19 protein-coding genes and 1 pseudogene are annotated in these 17,980 nt (G+C 59.9%); 9 read left to right on the plus strand and 11 right to left on the minus strand.

Annotated elements, in window-relative coordinates; all coding sequences use genetic code 11:
• Positions 1 to 537 precede the first annotated feature (537 nt).
• Complete coding sequence (locus NW846_RS05590; protein ID WP_206336810.1) at positions 538 to 1,260, minus strand: YggS family pyridoxal phosphate-dependent enzyme; 723 nt, start codon at positions 1,258 to 1,260, stop codon at positions 538 to 540.
• 147 nt (positions 1,261 to 1,407) lie between these two features.
• Positions 1,408 to 2,313 (minus strand): agmatinase, encoded by a 906-nt coding sequence (gene speB / locus NW846_RS05595; RefSeq protein ID WP_011429747.1) that lies wholly within the window; start codon positions 2,311 to 2,313, stop codon positions 1,408 to 1,410.
• Positions 2,314 to 2,485: 172 nt separating this feature from the next.
• Between speB and NW846_RS05600 the strand changes: the two genes are divergently transcribed.
• The 4 genes from NW846_RS05600 to NW846_RS05615 all read left to right on the plus strand — a co-directional run bounded on the left by NW846_RS05600 (position 2,486) and on the right by NW846_RS05615 (position 5,501).
• Positions 2,486 to 3,238, plus strand: coding sequence for a DUF561 domain-containing protein (locus tag NW846_RS05600; protein WP_011429746.1), 753 nt, complete (start codon positions 2,486 to 2,488; stop codon positions 3,236 to 3,238).
• 46 nt (positions 3,239 to 3,284) lie between these two features.
• Positions 3,285 to 3,569: a hypothetical protein gene (locus tag NW846_RS05605; RefSeq protein ID WP_011429745.1), complete on the plus strand. Its 285-nt coding sequence runs from the start codon at positions 3,285 to 3,287 to the stop codon at positions 3,567 to 3,569.
• 307 nt (positions 3,570 to 3,876) lie between these two features.
• Complete coding sequence (locus NW846_RS05610) at positions 3,877 to 4,497, plus strand: J domain-containing protein (RefSeq protein WP_414515540.1); 621 nt, start codon at positions 3,877 to 3,879, stop codon at positions 4,495 to 4,497.
• Positions 4,488 to 5,501, plus strand: a complete 1,014-nt coding sequence (locus NW846_RS05615) for a hypothetical protein (RefSeq protein ID WP_011429743.1) — start codon at positions 4,488 to 4,490, stop codon at positions 5,499 to 5,501. Before NW846_RS05610 ends, NW846_RS05615 begins: the two co-directional genes overlap by 10 nt.
• 163 nt (positions 5,502 to 5,664) lie before the next feature.
• Here NW846_RS05615 and NW846_RS05620 read toward each other — a convergent pair whose 3' ends face one another.
• The 4 genes and pseudogenes from NW846_RS05620 to NW846_RS05635 form a co-directional block, all read right to left on the minus strand.
• Positions 5,665 to 6,723 (minus strand): tyrosine-type recombinase/integrase, encoded by a 1,059-nt coding sequence (locus NW846_RS05620; protein ID WP_414515530.1) that lies wholly within the window; start codon positions 6,721 to 6,723, stop codon positions 5,665 to 5,667.
• A 31-nt stretch (positions 6,724 to 6,754) separates the two neighbouring features.
• Positions 6,755 to 8,110: an acetyl-CoA carboxylase biotin carboxylase subunit gene (gene accC, locus NW846_RS05625; protein WP_011429740.1), complete on the minus strand. Its 1,356-nt coding sequence runs from the start codon at positions 8,108 to 8,110 to the stop codon at positions 6,755 to 6,757.
• A 534-nt stretch (positions 8,111 to 8,644) separates the two neighbouring features.
• A pseudogene (locus tag NW846_RS05630) lies at positions 8,645 to 8,804 on the minus strand (RNA-guided endonuclease TnpB family protein); the annotation flags it as partial.
• A 267-nt stretch (positions 8,805 to 9,071) separates the two neighbouring features.
• Positions 9,072 to 9,482: an FHA domain-containing protein gene (locus NW846_RS05635; RefSeq protein ID WP_011429738.1), complete on the minus strand. Its 411-nt coding sequence runs from the start codon at positions 9,480 to 9,482 to the stop codon at positions 9,072 to 9,074.
• 358 nt (positions 9,483 to 9,840) lie between these two features.
• Between NW846_RS05635 and NW846_RS05640 the strand changes: the two genes are divergently transcribed.
• The 4 genes from NW846_RS05640 to NW846_RS05655 are packed head-to-tail and all read left to right on the plus strand — an operon-like array spanning position 9,841 to position 13,165.
• A complete protein-coding gene (locus tag NW846_RS05640) occupies positions 9,841 to 10,257 on the plus strand; it encodes a rubredoxin (protein ID WP_346426045.1) in 417 nt (138 codons plus the stop codon).
• A gap of 8 nt (positions 10,258 to 10,265) precedes the next feature.
• Positions 10,266 to 11,255, plus strand: a complete 990-nt coding sequence (locus tag NW846_RS05645) for a photosynthesis system II assembly factor Ycf48 (protein ID WP_414347018.1) — start codon at positions 10,266 to 10,268, stop codon at positions 11,253 to 11,255.
• A gap of 13 nt (positions 11,256 to 11,268) precedes the next feature.
• Positions 11,269 to 12,357 (plus strand): undecaprenyldiphospho-muramoylpentapeptide beta-N-acetylglucosaminyltransferase, encoded by a 1,089-nt coding sequence (gene murG / locus NW846_RS05650; protein ID WP_414347019.1) that lies wholly within the window; start codon positions 11,269 to 11,271, stop codon positions 12,355 to 12,357.
• 19 nt (positions 12,358 to 12,376) lie between these two features.
• A complete protein-coding gene (locus NW846_RS05655) occupies positions 12,377 to 13,165 on the plus strand; it encodes an endonuclease III domain-containing protein (RefSeq protein WP_228375438.1) in 789 nt (262 codons plus the stop codon).
• A gap of 3 nt (positions 13,166 to 13,168) precedes the next feature.
• Here the strand turns inward: NW846_RS05655 and NW846_RS05660 are convergent, their stop codons facing one another.
• The 4 genes from NW846_RS05660 to NW846_RS05675 all read right to left on the minus strand — a co-directional run bounded on the left by NW846_RS05660 (position 13,169) and on the right by NW846_RS05675 (position 16,845).
• Positions 13,169 to 15,013 carry a chloride channel protein gene (locus NW846_RS05660; RefSeq protein ID WP_099835609.1) on the minus strand — a complete coding sequence of 615 codons (1,845 nt, stop codon included), beginning with the start codon at positions 15,011 to 15,013 and terminating at the stop codon, positions 13,169 to 13,171.
• Positions 15,014 to 15,019: 6 nt separating this feature from the next.
• Entirely contained in the window at positions 15,020 to 15,808 is a 789-nt protein-coding gene (gene map / locus NW846_RS05665; protein ID WP_011429732.1) for a type I methionyl aminopeptidase, read from the minus strand.
• A gap of 188 nt (positions 15,809 to 15,996) precedes the next feature.
• A complete protein-coding gene (locus NW846_RS05670) occupies positions 15,997 to 16,530 on the minus strand; it encodes a DUF2062 domain-containing protein (RefSeq protein WP_414347020.1) in 534 nt (177 codons plus the stop codon).
• A 165-nt stretch (positions 16,531 to 16,695) separates the two neighbouring features.
• On the minus strand, positions 16,696 to 16,845 hold the full coding sequence (locus NW846_RS05675; protein WP_011429730.1) for a hypothetical protein: 150 nt from the start codon (positions 16,843 to 16,845) through the stop codon (positions 16,696 to 16,698).
• A gap of 109 nt (positions 16,846 to 16,954) precedes the next feature.
• Here NW846_RS05675 and NW846_RS05680 point away from each other — a divergent pair, with 109 nt between their 5' ends.
• On the plus strand, positions 16,955 to 17,362 hold the full coding sequence (locus tag NW846_RS05680; protein WP_099884163.1) for an ATP-binding protein: 408 nt from the start codon (positions 16,955 to 16,957) through the stop codon (positions 17,360 to 17,362).
• On the opposite strand, the gene NW846_RS05685 is transcribed toward NW846_RS05680, so the two are convergent.
• Entirely contained in the window at positions 17,352 to 17,828 is a 477-nt protein-coding gene (locus NW846_RS05685) for a DUF4168 domain-containing protein (RefSeq protein ID WP_011429728.1), read from the minus strand. The genes NW846_RS05680 and NW846_RS05685 overlap by 11 nt on opposite strands.
• Positions 17,829 to 17,980: the final 152 nt, after the last annotated feature.

Below are 17,980 nucleotides of genomic sequence, written 5' to 3' on the forward strand. Positions count from 1 at the left end.
TAGGCCCACAAAATCTCTTACCCTGCTCCAGATTCCATTGACGTTCATCGTCCACATCCTCACTACAGGTCATGGTTTGCGGCAAGCGCAGGATTCAGGCTCCTGATGGGATCTTGAGTAGCCCACTCCAGCCAAAGGGCATCTCCAGCCTCATATTTTTAGTTAAAGTTTTTCAAAAGGCCGAGACAGGGTTTGCTCAAGAAGCTGCCAACGCAGGTTAACAAAACCCATGGACTCGACGAGTCGAGTTTACCCAGAAGAAGTAAAGATGTCATCCCACTTGTCCGGCCATTGCTCTGGCCAGAGTCAACTCTGCTCCTCGTCCGGCTTGAACACGTGTTAACAGAGGTGACGCCAATGATTACAAACTTACCTAAAATTTGCCCTGCGAGGGAAATTTTAGGCAGGATTCCCCTGTTTTTGCCCGATCCAGGCCGAACTCCAGCCCTGAGCGTGCCTTGCAGGGCAGCTCCGGAGTTGGACGGCTTTACACAAAATTTAATCACAATTTAACGGCTTCATAGAGACTCCATCTATCTATTTCCGTTCGGCATCGGCAAACAAAGCGCGCCCCAGCCGGATCAAGTTAGAGCCTGCTGCCACCGCCAGGGGGTAATCGTCGGACATGCCCATGGAGAGGGTGTGCAACTGCAGATGCTCGTAGCCGCTGCGCTGGATGTGATCGGCCAGCTCGGCCAGCTTGCGAAACAGCTCCAGGGCTGCCTCTGAGCTCAAGCCCAAAGGCAAAATGGTCATCAGGCCCACAATTTGCACCTGCAGCAGTTGATTCAGTTGCGGCAGGCTTTGCAACAGATCGGGGATGAGCCAGCCAAATTTATGGGGATCCGGGGCCAATTTCACCTGCAGACAGAGCTTGGGGGTGAGGTGCAGCTCCCAGGCTTTTTGGTTGATCAGCTTGGCCAGGCGCAGGCTATCGACGCTGTCAATCCAGGCAAATTGTCTGAGGGCCGGTTTGACTTTGTTGGTCTGCAGGTGCCCGATCAAGTGCCAGACAATATCGGTCAGATCCTGCAGTTGCGCCTGTTTGGCGGCTGCCTCTTGCACTCGACTCTCCCCAAAATGGCGGATCCCGGCCCGATAGGCGGCGCGGATGTGGTTGACGCTGTAACCCTTGCTCACCGCCATGATTTCCACATGCTCTGGGATCTGGGCGCGGATGGCCTGAATGCGGCTGTGGATGAGCTCTTCGTCGACGGGGGGCGGCGACGGTTCAAGGGAGCTGGAAGAAGGCGGAGACATGGCTGGGGCCACCTGGGAAGCTAGCAGAAGATCTCGGCAGAGAGAGTCCAGTCCTCATTTTGTCTGGATGCTTCGAGATTGGAGCCGGTGCTCCAGCGGCCAGGTGGAAACAGGGGGAACCCGGCCATAGCCCAGTTCTTCTGGAGCTTAGCCCAAGGCCGCCGCCAGGATCTGATAGGCCAGCTTGGCGACGGTGAAGGCGCTGCGGCGATCGGTTTCCCGTTCCCCGGTGACCGCCAGCTCCACCACATCGGCGCCGATGATTTGCCGCTGCTGCCCCAGTGCCCGGATCAGTTCCACCGTCTCCCACCAGCCCAGTCCACCCGGTTCGGGGGTGCCGGTGGCCGGCACAACAGCAGGATCCAGCCCGTCCACATCCACCGTCAGGTACACCTGGGATCCCAGCGTGGCGATCACCTCGGGGATCCACTCCTGGGCGGGCTTGTGGTGCAGGCTGTGGGCGAAGAAGGTGTGCAAGCGGTGCTTGCGAATGGCCTGGCGGTCTTCGGCGCAGATGGAGCGGATCCCCACCTGGGTGAGGCGACCGCCCACTTGCTCCACCACACGGGCCATGGCGGAAGCGTGGGAATAGCGGGATCCCTCGTAGCTGTCTCTCAGGTCGCAGTGGGCATCGATCTGCAGCACGTGCAGCTCTGGGTAGTGGGGCAGGTGGGCGGCAACCAAGGGGCCAGTGATGGAGTGCTCCCCGCCGATGGAGAGCAAAAACCGCCCCGGCCTCACCCACTCGGCGGCGCGGCGCTGGATTGCGGCCATGGCCAGCTCATGAGTGTCCAGCCCCTCGAACTCCACTGGCGGCGCCGTCCAGTAGCGGGAGATCTCTGCGGCAAAGTTGGGGTGGAAAGCCGGCTGGCAGTCTCTCACCTCGTCGTAGATCTCCACGTACGCCGAAGCCTCCAGGAGTGCTTGGGGGCCTTTGGCGGTGCCTTTGCCGTAGGAGGTGGTGGCCTCGTAGGGGATGGGCAACAGAATGGCTTGGGCCATCTCCGGATCCGGCTCAGGCAGGCCCAGGAAGGGGAAAGGAGAGCGGTACATGGCAAGAGCACAAGAAGGGATTCCTATTTTATTGAAAGATCTTGCGATAGTCCGAAAGGATTGGGATGGATCCCTTGTAGGATGGCAGCAAACCCTCTAGACTGAGCAAAGGTTTCCACAGCCGATTTGCTTGCACTCCTCCTGTGTCCCGTTTCCACAAGCTGACAAGCCTATGACCACAGCCTCTCAAGCTGCCCTTTTCGACGCCCTTGCCCGGCGCCGTGCCCTCAAGATCATCAGCGGCCTGCAAAACTTCGACCTGCAGTCGGTGCTGAAAGTCACCCGCGCCGCCCAGGAGGGAGGAGCCACTTGGGTGGATATCGCCGCCAGTCCCGAATTGGTGCAGCAGGTGCGAGCCCAGATCGAGCTGCCCATCTGCGTGTCGGCGGTGGACCCGCAGCAATTGGCTGCTGCCGTGCAGGCGGGGGCCGACATGGCCGAGATCGGCAATTACGACAGCTTCTACCCTTCGGGCCGCATCTTCTCCGCTGCGGAAGTTCTAGATCTCACTCGCCAAACCCGCTCCCTGCTGCCGCGCACTCTCCTGTCGGTTACCGTTCCCCATACGCTGCCTTTGGATCAGCAGGCGGAATTGGCAGAGAAACTGGAGGATCTGGGGGCCGATCTCATCCAAACCGAGGGCGGCACCAGCGCTGAGCCCCGTCACGGCGGATCCCTGGGCCTAATCGAGAAGGCTGCCCCCACCCTGGCTGCCGCCTATGAGATTAGCCGGGTGGTCTCGCTGCCGGTCATCTGCGCCTCTGGCCTCTCAGCGGTGACGGTGCCCTTGGCCATCGCTGCCGGTGCTTCAGGAGTGGGGGTGGGCAGAGCTGTCAGTCGCCTCCAGGATGAAGTGGCCATGGTGGCCCAGGTGCGGGCGCTGAGGGAAGCTTTGTCTGAATCACGGGTGTCGGCGCTTGTTTGACATTGGATGGGAGAGTCCTTTTCCCGGTGGGGTGGCAGGGCGCGGTGTGGCTCTGGCCGAAGCGCAGTTGGAGGTGGGTACCTCCACCACCTTGCCGCCGCAGGCGGCACCGCTGGTGTTGCCTCCCCCGCCGGTGGGAGTTCGACAAATTAGAGAGGATACCGATCCTGAGCAAACCGCCGATATGCCCCTTTCCCTTCTGGCCGAACAGGTGCTGGAGGCGGTGTGCGAAGCGCAAATCGATGCTCAACGGGCCCTGGCCCTCATGCCCGACCTGAGCGAATCCCACATCCGTGCTGCCTGTCCCAAGCGGCTGATCCCCAAAAGCTGAAGGAAAACAAAGGCTGCCCCAGACCTTGGGTTGACAAGTATCCGAAAAACAAGCTAGAGTAAGCGCGCTCCAGAGGAAGGGTGCTCTAACGGCCGGATGTGGGCGCAATTTGCCCAGGGGATCCCCCGTGCGGATTCGCTCCCCACACCAATCTATCTAACTGGGCATCGCCAGGGTGCATCCTATGTGATGCAGGGTTTTACGGTTACCGACAACATTGTTTCACTAATTTGAAATTCTCTGCTTCATCGTGCAGATAAGTTCACAGGCAGCCTGTGAGTTTTGTGCAGGTTTGCACTTGGCATTGGTGATTTTAGGAGAAACCGTGCCCAGAAAAGCCACCAGCACAAAAACCAAAACAACCAGGACAACCTCAAAAGAAGGAGCTGGGCCCGACCCGCAGGTGGCGATTGCCGCAGAAATCCAGCGTCTTTCGGATACTTATGGCATTTCTAAGGAGCTCCTAGAGAATTTTGCCCGGTTTGTAGTCAGGCAGCTACAGCCACCGCCCCGGCTGTCTGTCAAAGAGCTGCAGAAAGCCATTTACAACCACTTTGGCGTTAAAAACGCAGCCGAGCTGAGAAAATCAGCCAGCTTCAGACTGGCAACCAGTGGTATGGGCAAGCTGAACTTATCCAACATAGATGATTTGGAGCGCATTTATCGTCAGCACATCGGGATCCTTCCCAACGAAGAGGGAGAAGAGGGGTATGGCTGCATCAATGGGATCAACATCTTCAAGTACGACTTGCCTTGGCGGGTTTTTGGGCTTGACCCTGATCGAGCTACCGATGAAGACATCAAAGCTGCTTTTTATCGCCTGAGCAAGATTTACCATCCCGATTCTCCGACGGGAGATGACAAAATTTTCCAGCGATTGACTCTTTTCTACAAAAGCCTTACGGAGAAGTTTGAGCAATGGCTATAGTCTATGTTTCCTCAAACAAGCTCGCCAACTTCTTGGGTATCAGCCTTGAGGAACTCAGAGAGATTGAAGCTCACTTTGACAGTATCCCCGATGATGCATGGAAACTGGTGGAAGGTAAAGACTATCGTGTTATCAACAAAAGTTCTGGGCTAAGGGAATACACGCGGTCCGGCGCTTATGCCATTTTATCCTTTTTAAGGTCTCGATCAGAGCAAGGTTGCAAATCCTCTACAGGTACAAGCATTAGGAATTGGTTCAAGGAAGAGCATCGCAAGAAGCAGAAAGCTCTGGTAGATTACAGGATCCTTCAAAACAGCTCCTCTCTGGTCAAAAGACAAGATCAGTTTTGGCTATCTCGTCGAGATGTTGTGATGATCTTTAGAACTCGAACTGACTACCTTAAGAAGGCGCTTGAGCTTGCATCGAAGCAAAGTAAGTTAATCAAAGACGTTCATTACACACGTTTTGGTAATGATGACACTGTTTACCTCTCTTTGCGAGGTATCTATGAGCTTGCCAAGGTTATGGGAGAGGTTCTCAAGCAAAACCACAGAAAAGACTGGTGTCAATATGTTAGCGAACGCATTGAACCTCAAATTCAGGTAATCGTCAAGAAAATCCAGGATCGACAAAGAGAGATAGAAAGGGCAAAAGATCTTGCAAGAAAAAGGGATAAAAATCTTTGTAGAGTTACTCGAAAAGCAGCCAGTAGCCTAACGGTTCATCATCTCTACTCTGAAGCGCACTATCCAAAGCTTGCAGCGAATCTCTCCAACCTGATTACCATAGCCGACGAAGTGCATTGCCACTTTCATCAGTGGATGGGAGGTTTCAGCAAGCCATGTACAATTGATGACTTCATTAAGTATGTTCTGGAATACTACCCTGAGAACAGACATCTGATCATCTGGTTGGAGCAGCAGAAGGCCAGCCTTGGCTCGCAGGTGCCTATGGGAAAGGAGAGAGAACATGTGCTCTACCTTCCTCTCCAGCGTGTAACTTGAAATAACCCATTCGATTGTTTTCAGGTCATTCCAAGCACCTTAGCCAGGTGTACCTGATTGATTTCTTTTTCGGGGCTGCCCTTTGGATGTCCGGCTTCCCTTTCTGTTAGCAATCTGAACCTCTCCCTACTAGTAATAGAGGCCACGGCGCAACAGGGGATCCCTAGATCAAGCCCTGATCCAAGATCGCGCGGGAATGGGCAATAGCTGCTCTCAAGTTGGCCCGCTGGGTGTAGCGCATCGTCATGGCGGCAGTCGTATGGCCCAGCAGGTGTTGGATGTGTTCGGGGGCAACGCCGCGATCCAGCAGCAAGGTGGCAAAGCTGTGGCGAAACTGGTGGGGGGTTTGGTGGCCCGGCTCGGGCTCGGTAAGCTTGAGCACAATATGACGTAGGCCATCGTAGGTGAGGAGACGGCCCCGGTAGGCCGGGCAGCGGGATTGGGAGACAAACAAGGGATCCGTCGGCGCGCACGGGCCCCGTTCTCGGCTCAGATATTGTTGCAGCAGCTCGGAGAGGGGATCCCCGACCGCCACAGCGCGGGGTTTGCTGCCCTTGCCACAGCGCACCTCCAACAGGGATCCCTCAGGGCTGATCTGAAAATCCTGCACCGTCAAGTCCAACAGCTCCTGTGCCCGCAGCCCGCACTCCAGCAGCAGGCGGATCAAGGCCGCATAGCGCAGAGAATGGCTCTGGGCCCGCTGCAGAACCCGCTGCAACAACAGCCGATCCAGGTCGCGAGGCAGACGGGCGGGCAGGCGGGCAGGCCGAATCGCCTGGGTGGGCAAGGGATCTGGAAAGTAGCCCCGTTGGCTGGCCCACTCAAAAAACTGCTGCAGCGCCAGCCGCTTGAGGTTGTAGGTGGCGGGAGAGGCGGGCGGATGAACCCACTGGCCGGAGCGGTTGCGAAATGGACGCCCCTTCAAGCTGTTTAAAAAAGACTGAACGTGGGACGGCTGCACCTGAGGCAGCGGCACCGGGCAAGTTTTGGCAAACTGTTCCAGGGCAATGCGGTAGGTGCGGCGGCTGGCCGGGGCCAGATCCCGCTGCCGCTCCTGCAAAAATTGCCCCACCAACTGGCTCAGGCTGGGCACGGGGCAGCTCGCCTGACGCTGGAGATGGGCCTGTTGAACCAAGCCGGGCCGGGGATCCCTCATCGGCACGACCAGCAACCCTCCACTCACCTTTAACTTTAGCCTCAACTTTTGGCCAGCGCCGTTCAAAGACGCTCTCTGGCAATCTCCGAAGGGATTGCTACTGGCCAGTCAGCAGGTGTTGGGCGATGAAATCCGTGTACACCTCGCCCCGCAAAAAAGCCTCGTGGCGCAGGATCTGCTGGTGGAAAGGGATCGTGGTGGGCACCCCGGTGATGGCGCATTCCCCCAGCGCCCGCTGCATGCGGCGGATGGCGGCTGCCCGGTTGGGCCCCCAGACGATCAGCTTGCCCAACAGCGAATCGTAATAGGGGGGAATGGTGTAGTCGGTGTAGATGTGGGAGTCCATGCGCACCCCCGGCCCTCCAGGAGGCAAATAGGCGCTGATGGTGCCAGCGCAAGGGCGAAACTGCTGCTTGGGATCCTCGGCGTTGATGCGGCATTCGATGGCATGGCCCCGCAGTTCCACATCCTTCTGGCGAAAGGTCAGGGGTTGACCTTGAGCGATGCGAATTTGCTCGGCAATCAAATCCAGCCCCGTCACCATCTCGGTAACCGGGTGCTCCACCTGGATGCGGGTGTTCATCTCGATGAAGTAGAACTGGCCGTTTTTATCCAGCAGAAACTCCACCGTGCCCGCCCCCACGTAGTTCACCGCTTTGGCTGCCTTCACCGCCGCTGCCCCCATGCGGGCGCGCAAGCTCGTGGTCAGAGCCGGGCTGGGGGCCTCTTCCAGCAGCTTTTGGTGGCGCCGCTGAATCGAGCAATCCCGCTCGTAGAGGTGCACCACATTGCCGTGGCTGTCGGCCAAAATCTGAAACTCCACATGGCGGGGGCGCTCGATGTATTTCTCCAGATAGATGCCCCCATCGCCAAAGGCCGCCTGGGCTTCCCCCTGGGCGGTGCGCATCATCTTCAGCAATTCTTGGGCATCTCTGGCCACCCGCATGCCCCGCCCCCCGCCGCCGGCGGTGGCTTTGATGATCACGGGATAGCCGATTTTCTCCGCCAGCCTCACCGCTTCCTCGTCAGAGGTGATCAGCCCGCGGCTGCCGGGCACGGTCGGCACGCCCACCGCCTGCATGGTCTCGCGGGCCGTGGCTTTGTCGGCCATTTTGCGCATCGCCTCTGGCGAGGGGCCGATGAAGATCAAGTTGTGGTCGGCACACATCTCGGCAAATTTGGCATTTTCCGCCAAGAACCCATAGCCCGGATGAATGGCAGTGGCCCCGCGGGTGAGGGCTGCCGAGATGATGTTGGGGATGTTGAGATAACTTTTGGCCACTGGGGCTTCCCCCACACAGACTGCTTCGTCCGCCAGTTGGACATGTAGAGAGTTCTGATCCGCAGTGGAGTAGACAGCCACGGTGCGGATCCCCATTTCCTGACAGGTGCGGATGATGCGCAGGGCGATCTCGCCTCGGTTGGCAATCAGGATCTTGGTAATGGGCGGCATGGAGAGCGTTCCAAGTCAGAAGAACCCTGGCCGCTTAAGCCGGCGGCCCGTGCAAGGTAGGGTACGTAGGTGCTGATCCTACTATGGCAAGCAGACGGAAGGATCCAGATGGGGATCCCGTATCCGATCAATCCAGTTGACACCCTAGCTGAGGCTGCAGGGATCCAGCAGAATCCCGGTGGGTCAAACTCTACATCTCCGGATACCCATCCGGACGGGATCCGAGGATTTTCAGGTAGAGGTTGATCTTGGCGCCAGCACTTGCATGGGGCGAAACTCTGGATCAGCAATAACTCTCAGCTCCCCTCAGCCTGTACAGACCTGTTCAAAACCCAGGCTTCTCCGGGAAGCTCTCCCAGCCCGATTCTGACGGCAATGGATCCCTCCATCTCTCTCTAGTTGTCGGAGCGAGGCCATGGCCCCAGCCACTCTCCGCCGCGAAAGCGCCAGCGGGGAAACAAAATCCGCATCACCACCCAGAGGTAAAGGCAAACCCAGACTACAACGGAATCGCTTCCCTTCCCGTTGGCCAATCTACAAGTACTGGTGGCAGGTCTGAGACCTGTAGGCAGGTGGCACCCACACCATCGCTACCCCTGCCCACAGCACTTCGTAGGTAATCAATTTGCCGCAACTGGTAGGACGCCCAACTACTAGCGCGACGCCGCTCCCTTCTGGAGCGTGGCTGCCGGTTACTCCCTCGGCTCGCGCCAGCGAGCTGTAGGCCTTTCTTGGTCGCCGGCTCTGGAGTTGGAGCCGGCTTGCAGACTGCGGTCAGCGCTTGCTGCCCAGTAGCAGCCTACCCGTTCCACAGTGGCGGGCAGCGCTCCTCCCCACCACTGGCGACGGCAAGCTGCAGGCCTCTAAATCAGGGAGCTGCCGCGCTGCAAGGAGTTGAGCATCCCCCGCCGGCAACCATCCTACCTCGCCAAAACCTTCCCCCTGACTGATGAGTCGGCTCTCACAGGCCAACGATCTGGGTATTTTCAAAGGAGGAGAGAATCCTGTCCAAATCCTGAGCTTGCAGGGAGTAGGTGGCAGTAGCGTCGTTGCCAAACTGGATCTCGTCTCCGTCCTCAAGATCGCGAAACTCCACCCGCTCCCCCCGGATGTAAAGGCCGTTGGTGCTGGGCGTGCCATGGATGTCTCCATCGATGATTTGGTAAGTAAACCCATCGGGAGAGGAGGGAGATTCGGTCTTCACTAAAATGGCGTGGTGGCGGGAGACGTATTGGGAGTCGATGCGGATGCTGTTGCTCGGATCCCGCCCCAAGGAATAGAGCTCGGCTGTCAGCCAGTAGGCCTTTGGCCCGTGGCGATCCTTGACGATCAACACGTGGTTAAGGGTAGGTCGGCGAGGGGGCGTGGTCATAGCGGACACCCACTGGCACAACACGCGAATAGGATAGTCAAAACATAGCATGGGATCCGAGGCGTGAACCCTGGCCGGTTTGTCTGCCAGAGCCCTTGCCCTGCTGGCGAGTGAGACGACGTTCCTTGACGCTGCCAGAGAGGTGTCAAGAGAGGCCAGGTATGCCCCTGTTCAAGACCGAGTCCCAGGGGATCCCATCTCGTGGCTGTTTTTAACTCCGCAAAATCTCCCTGCCCCCTGAGTTGGCAATCGATGCTTTGAGGAAAGGTCTGAGAAAGGAAAGGAGCAGAAGGCCGAGTAGATTTTTGTAACAATTCCTCTCATAATAAGATTTGATGATGCAAATGCCTCCCAGACCATGAATGGCTCGCAACCGGATCCCGTCAACCAGCCCAAGCCCTCTAGGGTACCGAAGCTGATCGAGTTGCCGGAAGATGAAACCGATGCACAGGTTGGCGATCCCCTGCGCATGCAGCGCTATGAATGTCGCTCTTGTGGCTATGTTTACGAGCCGGCCAAGGGGGATCAGCTCAATCGGATCCCGGCAGGTGTGCCCTTTGAGGAGCTGCCCGCCGACTGGAGATGTCCGGTGTGCCGCGCCGGCAAGCGCCTGTTTCAAGCGGTGGGCGCCAAGGGCAAGCCTTCCGGTTTTCAAGAGAACTTGCGCTATGGCCTGGGGGTCAATGTGATGACCCCTGCCCAGAAAAACCTGCTCATCTTCTTGGGGTTGGCGCTGGGATTTTTGTTTTTGATGAGTTTCTATTTCGTCGAGTGATGGCCAAAATGCTTAAGCTCTGGAGACTGGTGCTGCTAGCTGCCTTCTCTCTCTTGCTGATGGCGGCGCGGATGCCGGACATGAAGGTGGTGCCCTGGCAACAAGTCGAGGTGCCCACCCAGAACATTCTGCTGGACATTGCTTTCACCGGCACCAACCCTTCTCATGGCTGGCTGGTGGGCGATAAAGCGACGCTGTTGGAGTCTCAGGATGGCGGCCTCCACTGGCAGGTGCGCAAGCTGACGGCACTGGAGCCGGAAGCCTATCTGAGCTCGATTAGCTTTGCCGGAGCAGAAGGCTGGGTGGTGGGGCAGCCGAGGATCCTCCTCCACACGCTCAACGAGGGATCCGACTGGACATCCATTCGTCTCAGCAAGCAACTGCCGGGGGAGCCGATCCTAATCCAAGCCCTGGGTCCTGGAGCGGCTGAGATGGTAACCAATGTGGGGGCCATCTACCGCACAGAAGATGGAGGACAGACCTGGCATGCCCAGGTGGAAGAGCCGATTGGGGCGATTAAAAACATTGCCCGCGGCCCAGGAGGAGAGTATCTGGCCGTGTCGTCGCGGGGCAGCTTCTACTTTCTCTACACTCCAGAAAGCCGATCCTGGAAGCCGTATCCGCGGGAAAGCTCTCGCCGCATTCAGAACATGGGCTTTGGCCCCAACGGCAGCGCCTGGAAATTGAACCAAGGCGCGGAGATCGCCTTCACGAGTGACTTCACCTCCGGCGAGTGGTCCAAGCCGTTGCGACCCGGGCGTGCCCTCAGCTTTGGCTATCTAAATGCGGCCTACCAGAACGACCACGACCTCTGGGTGGTGGGCGGCGGCGGCACTCTGATCCACAGCCCCGATGGCGGCAAAACCTGGGAGGAGGCCAAGAAATTGAGCAACATTCCCGCCAATTTCTACAGCATCGAGTTTTTCGGCCCCGACCGAGGGTTTATCCTGGGGCAGCGAGGCACGCTTCTGCGCTACGTCGGCTACGGCAGCTCCTGATCCCAGGGCAAGGGTGAAGAGAACCAGCAGGGATCCCGCTTCCCCACCGCGGCTGCTGGTGGCGGCCAGCGGGACGGGGGGGCATATCTTTCCGGCGCTGGCCGTTGTCGAGCAGTTGCCCACCTGGCAGATTGAGTGGCTAGGGGTGCCGCAGCGGCTGGAGGCGAAGCTGGTGCCGGACCGCTACCCGCTGCACCGAGTGGCCATGTCCGGCTGGCAGGGATCCCCCTGGCAGAAGCTGGGATCCCTGGTTCAGTTGGCGCGGGCAACGCTGCAGGTGCGGCAGATCCTGGCTTCAGGCCAGTTTGACGTGGTGTTGACCACCGGCGGCTACATCGCCGCCCCGACCATCTTGGCAGCTCGCTCGCTGGGGGTGCCGGTGTTGCTGCACGAGTCCAACTGCCTTCCGGGCAAGGTGACCCGCTGGCTGGGAAGATTTTGCCGGCTGGTGGCCCTGGGCATGGCGGAAACGGCAGAGCATTTGCCAGGGGCAGTTACCCGGGTGGTGGGCACGCCAGTGCGGGCGGAGTTCTATCAGCCCCAGCCCTTGCCCGCGGATCTGCCGATTCCAGAGGGGGATCCTTTGATTGTGGTGATGGGGGGGAGCCAGGGGGCGCGGGGCCTGAACCGCCTGGTTGCCGCCTGTGCCCCCGCCTGGTTGGAGGCAGGGGCGTGGATTGTGCATTTGACCGGCGGCAGTGAGGTCGGGATCCCTTCCCACCCCCGCTACCGCGCTTTTCCTTTCCGCGCCGATGTGGCTGCCTTGCTGCAGCGGGCAACTTTTGCCATCAGCCGGGCTGGCGCTCTCAGCTTGGCGGAGTTGTGGGCCACCGCCACCCCGGCCATTTTGATCCCCTACCCCTTTGCCGCCGAGGATCATCAGTACCACAACGCCCTGGCTTTTGTGGGTCGCGGCGGGGGAGTGGTCATGCGAGAATCGGAAGCGAATCTGGACTTGCTGCGGCAGACGGCCCTGGCCTGGTTGGCTCAGCCCCAGGTGGTTGCCCAAATGGCCGCCAACTTGAAGGCGACAGCTCCTCCTGCTGCCAGCAAGGCAGTTGCCCGCCTGCTCCAGGAGATCTGCCGAGATTCCGCCCGTTAACTCCCCCAAGGGGCCAGCCGTGGTACAGCCGAGATTGGATCGGGATCCTCTTGCCCGCCGCCTGCCTGAGCCTGCCGCAGCCATGGAGACTTCAGCCTGGCTGGAACCTCGTCCTGGTGAGGCGAGCCCCAACGCCGTCGTGCTGGAATCACTGTTGGCGCGCCTGGAACAGTGCTTTGGCATCCCCCAACGTCCTCGCAGCCCTGATGGTCTGCCCCTCTATCCCGACCTCTTGGACGAATTGGTGGGCACGATCCTCTCCCAGAACACCACCGACCACAATAGCAGCCGCGCCTTTCGCGCCCTCAAAGCCGCTTTCCCCTCCTGGGAAGCTGTCTTAGCTGCTGATCCAACCAAGCTGGCCCAGGTGATCCGTCCCGGGGGCCTGGCCCAACTCAAAGCAGCCCGCATTCAGGAGATTCTGGCTGCCATTGTCAAGCGACAGGGATCCCTGAGCCTGGACTTTTTGCGGGATCTGGACGACGCGGACGCTCTGGCCTATCTCCTTTCCCTGAAGGGGGTAGGACTGAAGACAGCCGCCTGCGTGCTGTTGTTTGGCCTGGGCCGGGATCTCTGCCCGGTGGATACCCATGTGCATCGGGTGGCCAACCGTCTTGGCTTGGTGCGGGCCAGACACCCCGACGACACCTTTGCCCAACTGTCGCCGCGGATCCCGGCGGGCAAGGCCTATTCCCTGCACGTCAACTTGATCCGGCTGGGCAAACGCATCTGTAAGGCGCGCATGCCCGAATGTGGCCGCTGCCCTCTGCGACACGAATGCCCCTCCGCCCTGCTGCGGCAGCGCTGATCCCTAGTCTGCCGGCGCAGGGGAAGAGGGAGTGGGCTGGGCAGGGATCCCGTTTTCGACCCCACCTGGGGCAGGAACTTCCGGCTCGAGGACTTGCCGCACAGATTCGATCTCTTGGGAGAGCAACACCCGCTCCCGATCCAAGAGGCCAACCACATGCTCCGGATCCTCCCGCGAGACCACCGGCAACTGGCGCAAATCGTATTCGTACAGCGGCTCGGCGGCCACCGCCACGGCTTCGTCGGGGAAAGTGGTGAGCACAGGCGACTGGCTGACCTGCTCCACCGTCAGCTCGGCCAGTTCCCCGGCCTGCTTGTGGGCCAGGGCCCGCTCCAGGTCTTCCAGGGTGAGAATGCCCCGCAGCCGCTCTTGCCCGTCCACCACCAAAGCGCTGTGGCACTTTTGCTGCAGCAAGCGCTCCAGCGCCTCCCGCAGGGGCGTATCCTGGGGTAGCAGCAGAGAAGGGGGCACCATCACCTCTTGCACCGTCAGGCCCTTCGGCTCCTGCCTGCGACGGGCGGAGGGGTAGATGGCCGGCGGGTGCAACTGCTCCGTCAGCCAGATACTCAGGCCCACCGCCGCCATCACCGGCAAGGCGATGTGGTAGTCCCGCGTCATCTCAAACAGCAGCAGAATGGCCGTCAGGGGAGCCCGCACGCTGGCCGCCAATACCGCCCCCATACCCACCATGGCGTAGGCGGCAGGGGGAGAGAGGGCAATAGCAGGCAAAGCCTTTCCCACCACCTGGCCGTAGCCTGCCCCCAGCACCGCTCCCAAGAACAAAGCCGGGGCAAAGGTTCCCCCGACAAAGCCGCTGCCCACGCTCACCGCGCTGAGGAATACCTTGCCCAGCAACAGCAAGCTAAGCTGGCCGAGGGAAAAGGGCACCCCCTGCAAGATCGACTCAATGGTCTCGTAGCCCACCCCCAGGGCCAACGGGATCCCCAGGCCGACACAGCCCAGGATCCCACCGCCCAGAATCGGCTTGCTCCAGGCTGGCCAGGCCGCCAGGGGGCCACTGCCGAACAGGTGCTTGACCCATTCCAGTGCATAGCCGAAGGCGATGGAGACCAAGCTGGCCAAAAGGCCCAAACCCAAATAGAGGGGCACCTCCAGCAGACTGTGCAGCTCGTAGGCGGGCAAGACAAAAGCCGGCTGCGTAATGGTCGGCAGCAAAAAGGCCGGCTGCGCCCCCAGCCCCACCTGGGCAATCAGGGCCGACACCACCGCTGCCAACACCACCACACTGACGGCAGAAGTGGTGAACGTGCGGGCCAAAGCCAGCTCCAGCGCCAAAAACACCCCGGCAATCGGCGCGTTAAACCCCGCCGCCAGCCCCGCCGCCGCCCCGGCGGCCATCAACAGTTGCACCCGCTCCCGCGCAAGGCGCAGGTTTTGCCCCAGCAGGCATCCCAGTAGGGCCCCGCTTTCCACGCTGGGGGCCTCCGGCCCAAGCGCAGCTCCCGCCCCCAACGAGACGGCGGCAGCCACCAGCTTAAGTGGGATCCATTCTGGGCGAGGGGCGAGAGGCCGGTTGGCACTCACCAAACTGGAGAGGCTGAGGTTGGGGAAAGGCAGAACCACCCCCAGGGTGCCGATCAACAGACCCCCCAGCAGCGGCGCCAAAATGGTTGCCCAGGATCCCAGCAGCAACAGGCCGTGTTGTTGCGCAGCCCTGACAATGCTGTCGACGAGAGTATCCTGCAAAAGATAGCGACACCAGCCGATGAGATAGCGAAACCCGATCACCAACAAACCTGTGCCCAGCCCCGCCGCTGCCGCCAGCAGCAGCAGCAGATTCTCAGAGGAAAGACGCAGGCGGGGATCGGCAACGCTAGCGCTATTCATACCTGCTCAAGGGCCGGAGGAGGGTAGGGTCAGGATCTCCACGCCGGTTTCGGTAACGGCAACCGTATGTTCAAACTGGGCGGAGAGCTTGCCGTCTGCCGTCACAGCAGTCCATCCGTCTGCAAGCACCTTCACCTCCCACGTGCCTTCGTTGATCATCGGCTCGATGGTAAACACCATGCCGGGGCGGAGTTTTTCCCCCTTCCCCCGTTCGCCGTAGTGGGGGATCTGGGGCGCCGTGTGGAACTGCCGTCCTACCCCGTGGCCGACAAAGTCCCGCACCACGCTGTAGCCCTGGGACTCGGCGTACTCTTGAATAGCAGCCCCAATATCCCCAACTCTGCCGCCTGGCCTCACGGCGGCAATGCCCCGCCGCAGGCACTCTTCCGCCACCTCCACCAGACGCCGCGCCCGCTCGGAAGGCTGCCCGACAAAGAACGTTTTGGAAGTGTCGCCGTGGTAGCCATCCAAAACGGGGGTGACATCGATATTGATAATGTCCCCTTCCCGCAGGACCTGCTTGGGGCTGGGAATGCCGTGGCAGACAACGTGGTTGACGCTGGTGCAGATGGACCTGGGAAAGCCGTGGTAGCCCAGAGGGGCGCTCCTGGCCCCGTGGGCCCGCGTCCAGCGCTCCGCCTCGTCGTTAAGCTCTTGGGTGGTGACCCCCGGCTGCACCATCGGCTCCAGGTGCTTGAGCAGATCCGCAGCCAGGCGGCAGGCCCGTCGCATCTTCTCCAGCTCCCGCGACGAGAGCAACACAATCGGCTGAGGAGCTTGGGTAAGCTGGCTCATGCCCGTCTGCAAGGCGGATCCCAACTGTTCCCCCCATCGCTGAGAGCGGCGGCTGAGATCGGTTAATAGCGATCGCATATCTTCCATCGTCAAACCCTTCTGTTCTCTGAAGTTGGATCCATCTCCGAAGTCTGAGGCGGCAGGGATCCCGGCCTAGCTCAGCTTTGGGTTGGGCCTTTTGAGCCGCCCTACATCCCTTCACAGGAGACCCGGCCCCTTCTCCGCCGCCGGCGGATCCACTCCACCAGCCACAGCCCCAGAAAGTAGCTAACGAGGGCGCCCCAAAACCCGACAAACGCACAGCCCACCAAGAGTGTGGCCGACACCTCCAGGCCCCACTGCATCCAGTTCTGAGCTACCACCAGTTCCGAAGTGGCAAAGGCTGTTCGGGATCCCAGCAGCCATTCCCCCACCCGGTAGTTAAAGGCATAGATCGGCACATAGGTGAGGGGGTTGCTCACCCAAGTTCCTGCCGCCGCCACCAGCTTGTTGCCCCGCAAAGGAACGGCCAACAGCAGGGCCACCAGGGTTTGAAAGCCGAAGATGGGAAAACAACCCGCAAAAACTCCCGCCGCCAGGCCGCGGGCAATTTCTTTGGGGGAGGATTGCATTCGCAACAGGCGCAGATACAGGTACCGCAGCCAGCGCCTCCAGCCCAGATCCCGGCGGGGCCAAGTCAGCGCAGGTTGAGACTCAAGATAAGGCCCAGCGGATCCCGGCAAACCTGCGAACCAAGAAAATGGTCTCAGCCATGAGAGGGGGCTCATGATGGGGAGCGTAGAAACTGAGAAAAGGTGTTAAGCCCTGTAAATCCATTGTATCTTTCCTGCTGCCGAAGACAAAGGGCTATCGGCAGATCCGCGCCGAGGAATCGCCTCAGGGAGTGGCTAGCTGAGCTTGTCCACCAAGGCCAGCACGAAGTTGAGGCTCAAGTAGGAAACCAGCGCCAGTAAGAACAGAAACAGCGCAATGCTCAGCGCAGCTCGCAGAGATCCCGCCTGGACTTTGGGGGCGGGCCTTTCAGGCGGAGTTTTCATCCTCAAGTCCCAGAAAAGATCCTAGAAGACTCCAATTCTAGGATCTCATCCTGGAGAGACGGGAGCGGGAAGATTGCCAAAAAGTTGCTCAGTACCCCAAGTGTAGAGTTTGGCCCCCGACCCGCTAACGGGGTTACCAGAAAGCGCCTTATATCCCCTGCCCAAAGATAGGGGCTTTACGGCGCTTTCCGGGAAATTTACTCCTGCCCAGCACCGGATTAACCTACAGGTCACCAGCGCTCCTCCTCACCTGGAAATCCAAATTGGCAACACCGGCATCATCATCCCCCCTGCAGAACAAAAGCGGGTATTTGAGAAGTTTTACCGCGTGCCCAGCTCGGATCCCCGGCGGCGGGGAGGGACAGGGTTGGGCTTGGCCCTTGTGCAACAACGGGTAAACTTGTTGCAAGGGAAAATCTACCTTAACAGCGAGGCCGACCACACTTGTTTTACCTTGCGGTTGCCCCGGCTTCTTTCTGTCTCCGGCCAACAGCAGTCAGCTCAGCCTAGGGCCTAGGCGTCGGGGTGGCTGGCTGGGGAGAAGCAGAGGATTCCCTTTCTTCGATCACTTTTTGCAAGCGGGCCCGCACTCGCTGGTTCAAAACGGGATCTTCGTTGGCCAAGGTCATCAGCTCGCGATATTCGGCCACCGTCAGCCCCTGCTTCTCGACAATGCGGCTGGCTTGGGTTTCCGTGCGCTGCATGATCTGCTCGTACTCTTCTTCGTTCTGGGTCTCTCGCAACTGAGCGCTGGCTTCCCGGATCAAAGGATCCAATTCCAACAGAATCTGCACCAACTGCTCCACCTGAGCATCGGTAACTTGCTCTGGGGTTAGAGTTGGGGAAGCTTGCGGGCTGGGAGCCCCCCCTGTAGCCGCAGAAGGAGTTGCAGCAGGACTGGGGAGCGGGGTTGCCTCCTGCGCCCAAAGCGGCGGGGATCCCAGAATCAATCCCAGACTCACCAGCAACGCGAATTTCCTCATGCCCAAAACTCCCTCGACCTAGAGTAAACTACCCGGCTCCGACCGCCTCCCTTCCCCCCCAACCCCCCGCATACCAGGGGCAGGGAGGCGGGGGGATGGAAGGGAGTACGAAGCGGGGCTCCTGCAGCTTCTACCTGAGACCGACCGGAACC

This window comes from Synechococcus sp. W60.3 (assembly GCF_047502615.1).
Classification (GTDB): domain Bacteria; phylum Cyanobacteriota; class Cyanobacteriia; order Thermostichales; family Thermostichaceae; genus Thermostichus.

Coding starts and splice junctions, on each gene's coding strand:
- NW846_RS05640 (WP_346426045.1), top strand. CDS start 9,841: ATGAATGGCTCGCAACCGGATCCCGTCAACCAGCCCAAGCCCTCTAGG.
- NW846_RS05635 (WP_011429738.1), bottom strand. CDS start 9,482: ATGACCACGCCCCCTCGCCGACCTACCCTTAACCACGTGTTGATCGTC.
- NW846_RS05645 (WP_414347018.1), top strand. CDS start 10,266: ATGCTTAAGCTCTGGAGACTGGTGCTGCTAGCTGCCTTCTCTCTCTTG.
- NW846_RS05590 (WP_206336810.1), bottom strand. CDS start 1,260: ATGTCTCCGCCTTCTTCCAGCTCCCTTGAACCGTCGCCGCCCCCCGTC.
- NW846_RS05660 (WP_099835609.1), bottom strand. CDS start 15,013: ATGAATAGCGCTAGCGTTGCCGATCCCCGCCTGCGTCTTTCCTCTGAG.
- NW846_RS05685 (WP_011429728.1), bottom strand. CDS start 17,828: ATGAGGAAATTCGCGTTGCTGGTGAGTCTGGGATTGATTCTGGGATCC.
- NW846_RS05615 (WP_011429743.1), top strand. CDS start 4,488: ATGGCTATAGTCTATGTTTCCTCAAACAAGCTCGCCAACTTCTTGGGT.
- map (WP_011429732.1), bottom strand. CDS start 15,808: ATGAGCCAGCTTACCCAAGCTCCTCAGCCGATTGTGTTGCTCTCGTCG.
- speB (WP_011429747.1), bottom strand. CDS start 2,313: ATGTACCGCTCTCCTTTCCCCTTCCTGGGCCTGCCTGAGCCGGATCCG.
- NW846_RS05675 (WP_011429730.1), bottom strand. CDS start 16,845: ATGAAAACTCCGCCTGAAAGGCCCGCCCCCAAAGTCCAGGCGGGATCT.
- accC (WP_011429740.1), bottom strand. CDS start 8,110: ATGCCGCCCATTACCAAGATCCTGATTGCCAACCGAGGCGAGATCGCC.
- NW846_RS05600 (WP_011429746.1), top strand. CDS start 2,486: ATGACCACAGCCTCTCAAGCTGCCCTTTTCGACGCCCTTGCCCGGCGC.